The 14,670-nt window shown below is 67.5% G+C and carries 9 protein-coding genes; 2 read left to right on the top strand and 7 right to left on the bottom strand.

Annotation, left to right across the window (positions count from 1 at the left end):
• Positions 1-160: 160 nt before the first annotated feature.
• From AC1DJN_RS14395 to AC1DJN_RS14370, 6 genes are all read right to left on the bottom strand, one after another.
• Complete coding sequence (locus AC1DJN_RS14395; protein WP_080150494.1) at positions 161-697, bottom strand: hypothetical protein; 537 nt, start codon at positions 695-697, stop codon at positions 161-163.
• Positions 694-3,135 carry a penicillin-binding protein 1B gene (gene mrcB, locus AC1DJN_RS14390; RefSeq protein WP_478039361.1) on the bottom strand — a complete coding sequence of 814 codons (2,442 nt, stop codon included), beginning with the start codon at positions 3,133-3,135 and terminating at the stop codon, positions 694-696. Before mrcB ends, AC1DJN_RS14395 begins: the two co-directional genes overlap by 4 nt.
• An 84-nt stretch (positions 3,136-3,219) precedes the next feature.
• On the bottom strand, positions 3,220-4,254 hold the full coding sequence (locus AC1DJN_RS14385; RefSeq protein WP_032974980.1) for a glycosyltransferase family 2 protein: 1,035 nt from the start codon (positions 4,252-4,254) through the stop codon (positions 3,220-3,222).
• Positions 4,251-5,147 carry an NAD-dependent epimerase/dehydratase family protein gene (locus tag AC1DJN_RS14380; RefSeq protein WP_032974981.1) on the bottom strand — a complete coding sequence of 299 codons (897 nt, stop codon included), beginning with the start codon at positions 5,145-5,147 and terminating at the stop codon, positions 4,251-4,253. Before AC1DJN_RS14380 ends, AC1DJN_RS14385 begins: the two co-directional genes overlap by 4 nt.
• Before the next feature lie 63 nt (positions 5,148-5,210).
• Positions 5,211-6,782 carry a coiled-coil domain-containing protein gene (locus AC1DJN_RS14375; RefSeq protein WP_478039360.1) on the bottom strand — a complete coding sequence of 524 codons (1,572 nt, stop codon included), beginning with the start codon at positions 6,780-6,782 and terminating at the stop codon, positions 5,211-5,213.
• Positions 6,783-6,812: 30 nt separating this feature from the next.
• Complete coding sequence (locus AC1DJN_RS14370) at positions 6,813-8,969, bottom strand: RelA/SpoT family protein (RefSeq protein WP_478039359.1); 2,157 nt, start codon at positions 8,967-8,969, stop codon at positions 6,813-6,815.
• Positions 8,970-9,099: 130 nt separating this feature from the next.
• Between AC1DJN_RS14370 and AC1DJN_RS14365 the strand changes: the two genes are divergently transcribed.
• Entirely contained in the window at positions 9,100-9,636 is a 537-nt protein-coding gene (locus tag AC1DJN_RS14365; protein WP_025879372.1) for a hypothetical protein, read from the top strand.
• Between the two features lie 138 nt (positions 9,637-9,774).
• Here AC1DJN_RS14365 and hrpA read toward each other — a convergent pair whose 3' ends face one another.
• Positions 9,775-13,860 carry an ATP-dependent RNA helicase HrpA gene (gene hrpA, locus AC1DJN_RS14360; RefSeq protein ID WP_442252302.1) on the bottom strand — a complete coding sequence of 1,362 codons (4,086 nt, stop codon included), beginning with the start codon at positions 13,858-13,860 and terminating at the stop codon, positions 9,775-9,777.
• Positions 13,861-13,946: 86 nt separating this feature from the next.
• Here hrpA and AC1DJN_RS14355 point away from each other — a divergent pair, with 86 nt between their 5' ends.
• On the top strand, positions 13,947-14,495 hold the full coding sequence (locus AC1DJN_RS14355; RefSeq protein WP_025879374.1) for a Dps family protein: 549 nt from the start codon (positions 13,947-13,949) through the stop codon (positions 14,493-14,495).
• Positions 14,496-14,670: the final 175 nt, after the last annotated feature.

The following is a 14,670-nucleotide window of genomic DNA, read 5'->3' as shown; positions in this document are numbered from 1 at the left end:
GGCAGGTTGGGTTCGCGGGGGTGTCCGCGGCATGGATGCCGCGGCCAAGCCCCCAGGGATGGGTTCACGGCGTCCCCCGCGAATCCAACCTGCCCGGCCAGCGCGGCTTTTGCGCGACCAAGCAGCCAGCCACGAGGGGCTGCGCCGTTGGCTGGGAAACTCAGTACCGCTTGATCCCCGGCACCGTGCAGCCTTCAATCTGCGCGTGCGCGGACACCGCATTCTCCTTCTCGCCCCGCGCCAGGCGCGCCTGCTCGATCGTCGCCCAGTGCCGGCGGCACAACGGCCCCGTCTTCGAGCCAAGGTCCACAGCCTTGCGTGCGAACGTTTCCGCCTCCGCCCACTGGCCCTGCAGCAGCGCCAGTTCCGCGCGTTCCTGCAATACCGACGGATCACCGGCCACGATCTGCAACGCCTGGTCCAGGCTGCCGGCCGCGCCAGCCAGATCATTGGCCTTGCGCTGGGTCAGCGCCGTCTGCCGCAGATCCTCAACTTGGGAATCGCGCAGTGGCTGCACCGACAGTTCCTTGTCATCCGGCCCGGCTGCGGCTTCCACGGCTGCCAGCCGCTGTGCGGGCGTGGTGGTATCCACCGGCTTGACCACCTGCGGCGCGCTGCTCACGCAGGCCGCCAGGGCCAGGCTGAGGCCACTCAGGACCAGGGGCTGGAACAGCGAACGGATAGTCATCGGCATCATCGGCTTGGAGGAGGAGTCGCTGCAGCGGGTGCTGCGGCAGGTTCAGCGGCGGGTTCGGGCTTACGGTCAAGGCCGAACCAGCTGCGCCAGCCGCCGCCCTCGCCTTCCGCACCGCCCTGCGCGTCCGGCAAGGCCGCCGGTGCGCACGGTTCATACGCAGGCGCATAGCCCACCACGAACGGGAAGCGGCGGGCACCCGGGCACCCTTCATCGGTGCTGTTGGTTCCCGTGGCCGCAACCGGCTGCCAGTCGAGGCCCTTGTTGCTGACCTTCAACGGCGCCGTCGGCAGGCGCTGGAAGATGCCCGACCACACCCGCATCGCGCCGGTGGCGCCATACAGGCCGGCCTGTTCGTTCTGGTCATTGCCCATCCAGATCACCGCCAGGTGATCGCCGGTGTAACCGGCATACCAGCTGTCGCGGCCATCGTTGGTGGTGCCGGTCTTGCCGGCCGGCTGCAGGCGGCCCAGGCCATCGGCGTTCAAACGCTGCGCGGTACCACTGGCCACCACCTGCTGCAGGCCGATGCTGATCAGGTTGGCGGCAATCGAGTCACCTTCCTGTGCCGGTGCCGGGGTCTTGTCGTAACGCTTGAGCAGCTTGCCCTGCGGATCAAGGACGCCACGCACCGCGTGCAGCGGCTGGATCTCGCCGCCCGATGCCAGGAACTGGTACAGCTGCGCCATCGCGTACGGGCTCTGGTCGGTCGAGCCGAGGATCACCGCCGGGTTCGCCTCGGCCTTGATGCCGGCCAGCACGTGGATCAGCTGCGTCACCCGTTCCGGGCCGACCTGCATGCCCACCCGTACCGTCGCCTGGTTGTAGGAGTGGGCGAGCGCATCGATCAGGCGCACGGTGCCGTGGCTGCGGTTGTCCGCATTGCCGGGGTTCCAGTTGCGGCCGCGGCTGAGCTGCACGGTCACCGGTGAATCATCGACCCAGCTGGCCAGCGAATAGCGGTCCGGCTGCGCCAGTGCCAGCAGGTACACGAACGGCTTGAGCAGCGAACCGACCGGGCGCTGCGCCTCGATGGCGCGGTTGAAACCGACCTCGGACACTTCACGGCTGCCGATCACCGCCACCACGTCACCGTTGTGCACGTCGGTCATCACCAGGCCGGCCTGCAGCTCGGGGCGACGCTTGCTTTCCAGCGACTTGATGGTGCGCGTGACCGCACCTTCGGCATAAGCCTGCGCGGACGGCGACATGCCGCTCATCACGCTCAGGCCAGCGCCCTGCAGGGCGGATTCCGGATAGTCGTGGGCAAGCTGGCGACGCACCAGGTCAACGTAGGCCGGGAAGCGGTTGGCCGCCACCAGGCCCGGGGTCTTGGGCACGCCCAGCGGCGCCTTCAACGCGCGCTGGTACTCGGCATCGTCGATCAGGGTCGCCTCGTGCAGTTTGCCCAGCACGAAGTTGCGACGGTCCAGCGCGCGCTCGGGATTGCGCCGCGGGTCGTAGTAGGACGGTCCCTTGACCAGGCCGATCAGCAGCGCGATCTGCTCGGTTTCCAGCGAGGAGAGATCGCGGCCGAACCAGAACTCGGCACCGGAGGACATGCCGTGGATCGCCTGGCTGCCGCGCTGGCCCAGATACACCTGGTTGAGGTACGCCTCGAAGATGGTGCGCTTGTCATAGCGTGCTTCCATGATCAATGCATACAGCACTTCGTTGAACTTGCGGGTGACGGTCTGTTCCTTGCCGATTCCCAGCAGGCCGCTGCGGGCCAGCTGCTGGGTCAGGGTGGAAGCGCCCTGGCGGCTCTGCCCACCGGAGCGGACAGTCACCCAGACCGCGCGCGCGATACCGGACAGATCGATGCCGTGATGGCGGTTGAAGTCCTTGTCCTCGACCGCCTGCAGGCCAGTGACCAACAGGTCCGGGGCCTCGTTCATGCGGATCAGGCGGCGCTCTTCCTGCTTCTGCCCATACAGCGTGGCGATGCGCGCGGGATCCATGCGGGCCGCCTTCAGCGCCTTGCGGCTGTCGGCGTCCCGCAACGATGCGATGCTGCCGCCGGACAGCGACAGCTCGACCCGGCGCGCAGCAACGTRGCCGTCGACATCGTTGTAGCCGCGGCTGGAGATGACGAAGCGGCCGCCCTGCACCGCATAGGTTGCCGGATCCTTGCCCTGGCCATCATCGCGATAGGCCGAGGCGGCCAGTTCGGTTTTCAGGGTTGCCGCATCCATCGCCTTGCCGGGCATCAGCACCAGCGGGCGTGCATAGACGCGCGTCGGGATCTGCCAGCGCAGTTCACCGAAGCGTTGCGTCACCTGCTGGTTCAGGTACAGCGTATAGGGGATCAGGAAACCCAATCCCAACGCGACCGCAGCCATGGTCCAGGTGATCAGTCGGCGCCGCCAGAGCGGGCTGCCATCGTCCTGCAGGTCGTCGTCGGAATCGTCGATGTCGTCGGAATCGTAGCGTCGGGGCACGGGAATGCGGATTGATAGGGTCCGGCGAGTCTAACGCAGCCGCCGCGAAGGCAGGCAGGCGCCGGCCCCGGGTTTCACTGCAGTTCAAGCTGTGTGCGATTCCGTCCAGCCCCTGCGGGCGCCGGCCGCGGCCGCGTGAATGCCTCTCCAGCCTGCCCCGGCGAGGCACACATTGGCGAGCCGGGCCAGCAGGCGAGGCGCGTCCTGGGCAATCCAGCGCAGCGACACATCGGCCCGCCGATACAGCTGCAGCCGCGACCAGGCCATGCGCCAGGCCAGCGCTGCCAGGCCGTGGAAACGAACAGGCGCAATCAGCACGTCACGCCGACGCAGCAGCGCATCCAGCGCCAGCAGGCGATCGGCCGTGCGTTGCCGGCGTTGGCGTTCAAACAGGTCAAGCTGGCGCAGGTGCCGCATCAGTCCACGGCGGCCGGCACCGATCTGGTTGTTGCCATGCTGGCGATAATCAATGGTAGGCCGCGCGATCATGTCCAGCCCACCGTCCAGCGAGGCGACTACAGCCAGCCACTCGTCGTGGCTCCAGCACGGAGCGATCGGCAACGCACTCTCCAGCAGCCCCCGGCGCAGCGCACAGGTTGCCCCGGTAATGAAGTTGCGCAGCAGAACCGCATCGATCACAAGCCCGGATCGCTCCAGCGCCACTTCGGCCGGATGCACTCCCAGCACTTCAAGCAGGTGTCCACCCAGCGCAACGCCATCGCCATCGACCAGGCGCGCATCGCTGTGCAGCAGCAGCAGGCCCGGATCGGCCTGGAACCGTTGCAGGTAAGTTGCAACCCGATCGACATACCAGACGTCGTCCTGGTCGCACAGGAACAGGATGTCGGACCGACAGCGCTGCAGCGCATCGGCAAAATTCAGGATGTAGCCGAGATTGCGTGCATGCTGCACGACCTCGACGCGTATGCCCATCGCGCCCGCCCGGCTGCTGAATACCTGCAGCAGGGCCATGGTCTGATCCGAAGAGCCATCGTCGCCGATGACCACCTCATCCACCGGCTCGCTCTGCGCCAGGATGCTGTCCAACTGCGCCTGCAGGTAGCGCGCACCGTTGTAGGTACACAACGCAACTCCCACGCTGGGACGTACGGACGTCATGCCACTACCCCTGGCGGAGAGGCCGCAACGCGTGCGGATGCCAGTTCGGGGGTCATGGGCTGCCAGGTACCAGCATCCGGCCGGAAAGCGCGCGGCCGCACGCCCAGCAGCGCCGTCAATTCGCTGTTGTCGGCGATCAGGTCCTGCTGCAGGCGCGACACCGGGCCGCGCGCGCGGGGCAGAACCGCAGCCAGCGCGCGCAGCGACAGATCCGGGAGTCGCACAGGCAGGGTCGATTCCACCAGGCTGGCACGCATGCGACGGAACATCTCGTGGTAAGGCAGCCGTTCACCGCCACCGATTTCCAACACCCGGCCTGCGGCGGCCCCGGTTCGTATGGCCTGCACCATGGCCTGGGCGATGTCGTCGGCGTGCACCGGCTGACGCATGCCATGGGTCATCGGAATGGGAAACACTCGAAGACGGCGCGCGCGCGCCACGATCGGGGAGATGCTGCGATCGATGCCGGCACCGTAGATCAGCGTCGGCCGCAGGATCGTCCACTCCATGCCAAGACGCTCGGCCTGCGCAATCAGCCCCCGTTCCCCGCGCTGCAGCATTGCAACCACATCCTGCTCATCGGCCTGCGCCGATTCCTGCTTGGTGAGCACGCTCATCGAACTGGTGACGATGATCCGGGGCGCCGGTGCCACCGTCTGCCGGGAAAGCCATTCCGCCCAGAGCTCCATCGGGCTGGAGCTGGCAATGGCCTGCCAAGCGTGCGGGCCACTCTGGTCAAGTGCATCGTAAAGGTCGCCGCCCAGCCACTGCACTCCTGGCTGCTCCGCCTGTGGACGTCGGCTTACCGCCTGCACGTCCATGCCGGCCTGGACCAGCCGTGGCAACAGGTAACGACCGATCTGGCTGGTCGCGCCGGAAACAAGAACGGTCATCTACTATCCAGGGCAAGGCAACAGGGGGCCATTACTATAGCTGCGTCAACGCGATCCATCGGGTCACGGCGGCACGCTACCGATGTCGCGCAGCCGCTCCTGCAACTGCTGGTATTCGGCGGTGGCCGGACCGGCACCCAGCTGGTTCGCCTGTTCCAGTGCACGTTCGGCAAAAGCCACATCACCGCGACCCAGCCGTTCGCTGCCGATCGCCAGCCAGCGTTGTGCCAGGCGGGCACGCGCATCGGGCAACCCTGTGGCGGTCGGCGCCAGGGTCTGCCAGGCCTGCAGGCAGGCGCCCGCAGCCTGCACCCGGTTCTGCCGCAGGTTGTCATCAAAACAGGACCGGCTGGCGGGCAGCAGCCGTGCTGCCRCTGCCTTGACCCGGCTGTCGCGCGGCGCCAGTGCCTGCGCTTCGCGCAGCGCATCGAAGGCGCTGTGGCCGGGAGGGCTGATCCACTGCCCGGCACGCTCGGCGCGGTCGATCTGGCGCAACCGATCACGCAGCTGGCGCTCACGCTGGGCCGTGCTGATACCCGGCTGCTGCAACGACTGGCGCGCCTGCCGCGCACGCTGCAGGCGCTGTGCAAGCTGCTGCTGCGCTGCCTGCGAGGCACCCAGCCCCGCGGCCAGCGCGGCATCCTTGTCGGCCGCCTCGAACTGGAAGTCGTCGGCCCGCTTCTGGCTGCGCGCCAGCAACGCCTGCACGGTCTGCTCACGCCCACGCAGTGCCGTAGGATCATCGGCGGTGACCGCCAGCACCGCCTGGAAGCTATCCGCAGCCGTCTCGAGCTGCTGCCGTTTGAGCGCGCGATGCCCCTGCTGCAGGCGCTGGTCGATTGCACGGGCCAGCGCTTCCTGGCTGGCAGGAAGTTCGGAATGACCTGGATCGAACTGGCGTGCGCGCTGCAGGATCGCTGCCCCCGTGGCCAGTTCACCGCGTGCGGCCTGTGCACGCGCCTGCTGCAGCAGATCGCTCAATGCATCCTCGCGACCTTCCAGTGCAGGCAGGTTGTCCGGCTGCAGTGCCAGCACGCGCTGGAACAACGGCAGCGCGCTGCTGTCGCCGTCGTCCAGCCGCCCCGCTGCAAAGGCATTGCGGGCCTGCGCAAGCAATGCACCGATGCCAGCACCGGCGCGACGACGCGCCTGCAGCTGCTGGGCCACCGCATCTGCCTCGGCGCGCGGCACCTGCAGCTCACGTGCCAACGCCAGCGCCTGCGCGCAGCCGTCCAGGTCGCCCGCCTGCAGCCGCTCACGCGACTGCTGCAACGCTGCCGCGCCGGTGCGGGCCAGGCCCTGTCGCGCCTGCGGGCGGTCGCCATCAAGGGCCAGCACCGCCTGGTAGCGTTCACGCGCGCCGCTGCCGTCGGCCGCGGTCAGGCGTCCTTCGCTCACTGCGCGATCGCCCTCGGCCAGCAGCTGTTCTATCTGTGGCTCATCCCAGAACCAGTCCGCCAGCGGTTTGCGCACCAGTACCAGCAGCACGAACACGGCTGCGGCAGCCAGCAATGCCCAACGCCACACCCGTCGTGCGTGGCGCGCCTGCAGCCACCACCAGCGGCTTTCACGGCGAACGCGATCCAGCGCCGGATGTGCGGCGCCGTGTGAACGATGCGGGGGCTCGCGTTCCATGCGTGCAGGGTAGCCGGGGCAGCGTGAAGCTCAGCCCAGACGACGCGCCTCGCTCACGCCCGGCAACGCATCGAGCTTGCCCAGCAGAGTCGACAACTGGCCGTAGTCGCTGACCTTCAACCGCAGGCGCAGATGCGCGCGGCCACTGTTGCGGACGTTGTCGCTGTGGATGTCCAGCACGTAGGCGTCTTCCTGTGCGATCAGGTTGGTGATGTCCTTCAGCAGCCAGCGGCGGTCGACCGCGTCGACCACCACGTCCACTTCATAGCCACCGCCGGCCTGGCCCCATTCCACCGGCAGGATCCGCTGCGGGCTGGTCGCAGCCAGCCGTGCCAATGCCACGCAGTCTGCACGATGTACCGTGACACCACGGCTACGGGTCAGGTAGCCGACGATCGGTTCACCCGCCACCGGCTGGCAGCAACGCGCCAGCTGCACCAGCAGGTTGCCCACGCCCTGTACGGTGAACTTGGACTTGCCCAGGTTCTCGCGGCGCGCGGTCGGCCGCGGCAAGGCCGACGTCGGCGCCGGCTGGCTGGCCGCACGCTCGGCCTCCAGCAGCGAACGGCTGACCTGGTTGGGGCCGGTATCGCCCAGGGCAACCTGGATGTACAGGTCGTCGACGCTGTCGGCGTGGAACTTCTTCGCCGCCGCGGACAGGTCCGAATGCTGCAGGCCCAGCCGCTTCAGTTCGCGCTCCAGCAGCTCGCGCCCCGCCTGCACGTTGCGCGCACGGTCCAGCTTGTGGAACCAGCTGCGCACCTTCTCGCGCGAGCGGTTGCTGGCCAGGAAGCCGTTGGCCGGCATCAGCCAGTCGCGGCGCGGGTCGGCCTCCTTGCCGGTGAGGATCTCGACGCGATCCCCGCTGCGCAGGCGGTAGGTCAACGGCACGATGCGGCCGTTGACCTTGGCCCCACGGCAGCGGTGTCCGACCATGGTGTGCACCTGGTAGGCAAAATCCAGCGGTGTTGCGCCCTGCGGCAGGTCCAGCACCTCGTCCTTCGGGGTCAGCGCGTAGACACGGTCTTCGGTCAGCTCGGCATCAAGCGCCCCGGCCAGTTCATTGCCCTGCCCGTCCTGCGCCTGCTCCAGCAGCTGCCGCATCCAGGTGATCTTGCGATCGAACGACTTCTCCGCGCCCTTGCCGCCTTCCTTGTACTTCCAGTGCGCGGCCACGCCCAGCTCGGCCTGCGCGTGCATGTCGTGGGTGCGGATCTGCACTTCGATGGTGCGCCCTTCCGGGCCAACCACCGCCGTGTGCAGCGAGCGGTAATCGTTGGCCTTGGGCCGGGCGATGTAATCGTCGAACTCGCTCGGCACCGGTGCCCACAGCGCATGCACCACGCCGAGCGCGGCGTAGCAGGCGGCGACGTCGTCGACCATCACCCGTACCGCTCGGATGTCATACAGCTGGTCGAAGGCCAGGCGCTTCTTCTGYATCTTCCGCCAGATGCTGTAGATGTGCTTGGGGCGGCCGCTGACCTCGGCGCGGATGCCCTGCACGCCCAGTTCGCGCGACAGCACCTTCTTCACATTCTCGACGTAGCGCTCGCGGGCGATGCGGGTTTCRTCSACCTCRCGCGCGATGCGCCGGTAGGTTTCCGGCTCCAGGTGRCGGAAGGCCAGGTCTTCCAGCTCCCACTTCAACTGCCAGATGCCGAGCCGGTTGGCCAGCGGCGCATGGATGTCGCGGGTCAACTGGGCCAGCGCGCGGCGCTGCTCCTCTTCGAGCTTGTCGGCCGCGCGCATGCGCGCCAGCTGCCGGGCCAGCAGGATCGGTACCACCCGCAGGTCGCGGATGATCGCCAGCAGCAACCGGCGCAGGCCTTCGCTGTTGCGGCCGGCCTCGCGACCGGCATGCAGTGCCCAGACGGGATCGGCCGCGTCCTGTCCATCGAGCAGGCCGATCACCGCCGCTTTGTGGCTGCCCAGCGGCAATGCATCAAGGTGGACGCGCAGGCCCGGCAGATCGAACAGCAGGGCCGCCACCACGGCGCCCTCGTCTGCCGAGAGCATCGCGAGCGCGTCCAGGGTATCGCCCAGCACCGACCAGCTGGCACGCATCTGCGGGTCGCAGTCGGGCGCTTCCCAATACCCGCGCAGGGCCTGGCGCAGCGGAGCCGGCAGCACGGCTGCCGAGGGGCGGTTCAACAAGGCATCCAGGCCGGGGACGGAAGCGCGGTTCACAGCATCGAGCAGGCAAGACAGAAGCCCCTACACTAGCGCCGCAGCCGTTCAGGAACAATCGCCGCGGCCAGCATCGCCGGGAATGTGGACATGCCGCTACACTCGCCGACATCCACGGGAGAGTTCCGCCATGCCTTCGATCACCCTGCCTTTCCGCCCTCGCCTGCTGGCCTGTGCCGCCGTGCTGCTGTCCCTGTCGACGCCTGCGCTGGCCCAGCGCGTGGTGCAGGGTGACCTGCAGCAGCAGATGTCACCGGCCGAATTCAAGGCCGCTGGCCTGGACAAGCTCAATGCCGCCGAGCTGGCCACGCTGAACCGCTGGCTGCAGGGCAAGGTTGAAGCCGCCACCACCGAGGCCGTCGCTGCGGTGCGCGAAGAAGCGCGCGAGGAAGGCCGCCAGGAAGTGATCGTGAAGAACCGCGGCTTCTTCGACTTCGGCAGCAACGAGCCGATCAGCGGCGTGCTGCAGGGCGAGTTCCGCGGTTTCGGCAAGGGCCGGATCTACGTGCTGGACAATGGCCAGCAGTGGGAACAGACCGATGCCACCTCGATTTCCGGCGTACGCAAGCAGTCGCCGAAGGTCAGCATCAGCCCCGGAGTGATGGGCGTGTGGTACCTGAAGGTCGAAGGCGTGAACACCCAGCCCAAGGTGCGCCGCACCAAGTAACGGCCTGGTTTTGCTGTAGAGCCAAGCCAACGTTTGGCGGCAACCTGCTGCGCCACGTCCCGCAGTAGATCCACGCCATGCGTGGATGCCATTCCGTTTGACCCCGCCAGCCAGTGCCCGGCGGGGCCAGCCCAGGGATTACGAGGCCTGGCGCAGTGCGGTCACCCGCTGCGCCAGCTTCTTCGCCGAAACGCCGGTGCGTGCGCCCAGCTCCTGCGCGAACAACGATACCCTCAGCTCCTCCAGATCCCAGCGCAAGGCCTGCCACTGCGGCCGCTCGCGCAGGCCCTGCTGCTCGCCCACCTGCAATGCCTCCAGGAACGGGTGCAGTTCCAGCATGCGCGCCTGGTCACGCGGGGGATCGCGCTTGGCGCGTTCGGTGCGCAGGATCATCGCTTTCAGGTAGCGCGGGTACTGCGCCAGGGCGTCGGCCGGCGTGTCGCGCAGGAAGCCGGGATGGATCAGCCCAACCAGCTGCGCTTCCATGTCATCCAGATTGCCGCGCGCCCAGCCCATCAACGGTGCTTCCAGCATCGGCTTCAATTCGGCCACCAGGGCAAGGATCGTCTCGGCCAGCTTCAACCGCTGCATGGCCTCGCCGAACAGCGTTTTTGCGGCGTGCTCGCGACGCTGTTCGAACGCCGCCGCATCGCGGATATCGCCCAGGCCGTCGGCCAGCACGGCATTCAGCGCCGCATCGACCAGATCGCCACGCAGGCGTTCCTGGGTTTCGATCGAGGCGTACAACAGGCCGGTTTTCGCTGCTACCGGCAACTGCTTGCGTGCCTGTTTGATCTTCTCGCCCAGGCCGATCTCCAGCAGTCGACGCACGCCCAGCGGGTGTGCTTCCTCGGCCTGTTGGCGATCAGCAAAGATGCGCAGTGCAACGCTGTCACCCTCATCCTTCAGCGCGGGATAGGCCGGCACGCCGGCCTCGCCCGGTACCTGCAGCGGAATCGGCGAGGCCGGGAACGTGCGCAGGCCATCGGCCGCCATCTCGCGCCCGGCACGTGCGGCGAACGCATCGCCGGCACGGCCACCGAACTTCGCACGCAGCACATCGAGGTCGCGCGAGGTTGCCAGCACCTTGCCCTGCTCATCGCGCAGGCGCAGGTTCATGTGCAGGTGCGGTTCGATTGAACCGGGATCGAAATCGGTAGCGGCCACGGTTGCCCCGGTTGCGCGGGACAGGAAGCGCGCCAGCTCGCCGGTGATCGCGTCCGCGCTGGGCTGCGGGAAGGCCTCGTAGAACGCGCGCGCGAAATCCGGTGCCGGCACGTAGTTGCGCCGCATTGCCTTGGGCAGGCTGCGGATCAAGGCCGCCGCCTTGTCGGCAACGAAACCCGGCGCCAGCCATCCCAACTGCACCGCATCCAATGCATTGAGCAGGTGCAGCGGCACGTCCAGGGTCACGCCGTCATCGTCGGCTCCCGGTTCGAAGCGGTAGTGCAGCGGCAACCGCGCCTGGCCCAACGCCAGGTACTTCGGGTAGCGCTCCTGCTCGCTGCCTTCGCCCGGCAGCAGATCCATCAACGACCAGTGCAGGCCCTTGCGYTGTTCCGGCGGCARCGCCTTCCACCACGCATCCAGCCCKGACGCGGARTGGATCTGCGGCGGCACCCGGTCCAGGTACCAGCGYGCCTGCCAGTCCTCGTCGGCAACGATGCCGGCACGGCGCAGCTTGGCTTCTTCCTCGCGTGCCTGCTCCAGCACCTTCTGGTTGTCGGCCACGAAGCTGGCACGGGTGTTGATCTCACCGGTCACCAGTGCCTGGCGCACGAAGATGTCATGCGCCTCGCCGGCGTTGATGCGGCCGTAATGCACCGGCTTCTTCGGCGCCAGCACCAGCCCGAACAGGCTGATCTGCTCGGAGGCCAGCACCTGGCCCTGCGCACGCGACCAATGCGGGTCGAAGTGCTTGCGCAGCAGCAGGTGCGGCAGTTCGGCGATCACCCAGTCCGGCTCGATCGCCGCCAGGGTCATGCCCCACACCTTCTGCGTATCCAGCAGGTTGGCGGCCAGCAGCCACGGTGGCGGCCGCTTGGACAGCGTCGAACCGGGGAATGGCAGGAAACGGCGTTGGCGCGGCGCCTGGAAATCACCCTTCTCGCTGCGATGGCCGATCTGCGTGGGCAGGCCCGCCACCAGGGCCCGATGCAGGGTCTGGTAAGCCGTGGCGCGAACGCGTTCGCTGTAACCACCGCCGTCGGGCGCCTGGTCCTTCTGCGCACGGGCAGCGACCGGCGCGGGCGCCGTTTCGGCCTTGCCCTCGCGGGCCAGGCGCGCAGCACGGTGCAGCTGGCCACGGGTCGCCTTCACCGCAGCAGCATCATCGCGCGCCGGAGCCGGCGCACTGCTGCGGGCCAGCAGCGGGGCCATCGATGCCTCGTTGGCCTCTTCCTTCCAGCCCAGTTCCTCGCACAGCAGGCGCAGCTGTCGATGCAGCTCGCGCCATTCACGCATGCGCAGGAAGCCGAGGAAGTGGCGGCCGCACCAGTCGCGCAGCTTGGACTGGGTCAGATCCTCATGGGACTGGCGATAGGCGTCCCACAGACGCAGCACACCGACGAACTCGGAGCGGCCATCGGCGAACTGCGCGTGTGCGTTGTCGGCGGCGCCACGCGCCTCGGGCGGCCGCTCGCGCGGATCCTGGATGCCCAGGAACGAGGCGATCACCAGCATCGGTCGCAGGCAGCCTGCCGCCTGCGCCGCCACCAGCATGCGCGCCAGTTTCACGTCCACCGGCAGGCGCGCCATCTGCTTGCCGATCGCGGTCAGGTGGCGTTCGCTGTCGATCGCCCCCAGCTCGGTCAGATGCTGCCAACCGTCAGCGACGGCCCGCTCATCCGGCGCCTCAAGGAACGGGAAATCCTCGATGCGGCCCAGGCCAAGCTGCAGCATGCGCAGGATCACCCCGGCCAGGCTGGAACGACGGATTTCCGGATCGGTGAACTCCGCCCGCGCCTGGAAATCGGCCTCGGCATACAGGCGATAGCAGATGCCCTCGGCCACGCGGCCACAGCGGCCCTTGCGCTGGTTGGCACTGGCCTGCGAGATCGGCTCGATGTGCAGCCGGTCCAGCTTGTTGCGCGGGCTGTAACGCTTGACGCGGGCGAAACCGGGGTCGACCACATAACGGATGCGCGGCACCGTCAACGAGGTCTCGGCCACATTGGTGGCCAGCACGATGCGCCGGTTCGGGCCGGGGTTGAACACCCGGTCCTGGTCCTGGTTGGACAGCCGCGCGTACAGCGGCAGCACTTCGGTACTGCGGTACTTGCGCCGCTCCAGTGACTGGTGTGCATCGCGGATCTCACGCTCGCCCGGCAGGAAGATCAGCACGTCGCCACGGGAATCCAGGCGGGTGATTTCGTCGATGGCCGCAACGATCGCATCGTTGACCGTGCGTTCGCCCTGGTCTTCGCCCTCGCCTTCCAGCGCGCGATAGCGCACCTCCACCGGATAGGTACGGCCTTCGACGCTGATCACCGGCGCATTGTCGAAATGCTGGGCGAAGCGCTCGGTGTCGATGGTCGCCGAAGTGACGATCAGCTTCAGGTCCGGGCGCTTGCGCAGCAGCTGCTTGAGATAGCCAAGCAGGAAGTCGATGTTGAGGCTGCGTTCGTGCGCTTCGTCGACGATGATCGTGTCGTAGTTCGACAGCCAGCGATCACTGGCGATTTCGGCCAGCAGGATGCCGTCGGTCATGAACTTGATGCGGGTGTCTTCGCCGACCTTGTCGTTGAAGCGCACCTGGTAGCCCACCAGCTGGCCCAGTTCACTCTGCAGTTCCTGCGCGACACGACTGGCCACCGCACGTGCGGCGATCCGGCGCGGCTGCGTGCAGCCGATCATGCCGGCCTGGCCACGGCCGGCGGCCAGGCACAGCTTCGGTAGCTGGGTGGTCTTGCCCGAGCCGGTTTCACCGGCGATCACCACCACCTGGTGGTCGCGGATCAACTGGGTGATGGTCTCGGCTTCACGCGCAATCGGCAGCTGTGGGTCCAGAGTAATGGCCGGCTGTTGTTGCGCCCGCGCGTGGCGGCGCTGCACCGAAACCTGCAAGGCCTGCTCGAAACTGGCGGCCAACGCCGCATCCTGTGGCTTGGCTTGGCAACGCGAGAGCATTCCCAGCAATCGTCCACGGTCGCGGCTCATGGCGCCGTCGATGGCGGCACGCTGTTGGCGCTGGCGGGACTGCGGCATTTTGTCGATAGCGTTCATCAATCGGTTCGTTTAAAACTTTGAATGCGACCAGTCATCAAGACTGATTTATTGTGAAGGCCAACGATTCCATAAGGAGGAACCCCATGGCGAAGACCAAGAGCACGACCAAGCCCAAGACCGGCAAGCAGAAGCTTGCGGCTTCCGCGCCGTCGGCCCCCAACATCGATATCGGGATCACCCAGGGCGACCGCAAGAAGATCGCCGACGGATTGGCGCGGTTCCAGGCCGATGCGTTCACGCTCTATCTGAAGACCCACAACTTCCACTGGAATGTCACCGGGTCGATGTTCAACTCGCTGCACACCATGTTCGAGACGCAGTACACCGAGCAGTGGGCGGCACTGGACGATGTGGCCGAGCGCATCCGCGCACTGGGCTTCAATGCCCCGGGCTCCTACCGGGAATTTGCTGCGCTGACCTCGATCGTCGAGGAGCCGGGCCTGACCGACAGTGCGGACTGGCGTGAAATGGTACGCCAGTTGGTGGTCGCCAACGAAGCGGTATGCCGTACGGCACGTGAAGTGCTGGATGTGGCCGACGACGCTGACGACGCCCCGACCGAGGATCTGATGACCCAGCGCCTGCAGACCCACGAGAAATACGCGTGGATGCTGCGCTCGCTGCTCCAGTAAGGGTTTTGGGTGGTTCGGCAGGGCTGCGCCCTGCACCTGCAGAGGCCTTGAAGCCAAGGCCAGAGCCAGAGCAAAAGCTGGCTTCCTGTGGGTAGGCGGGGTGGGTCCGATGGCAGGGGACGCCGTAAACCCGTCCATGGGGGCTTGGCCGCGGCATCCATGCCGCGGACACCCC

The organism is Stenotrophomonas sp. 05L414_2 (assembly GCF_056397905.1).
The sequence above is the reverse complement of the archived record's forward strand: the minus strand, read 5'-3'. Positions and strand labels throughout refer to the sequence as shown.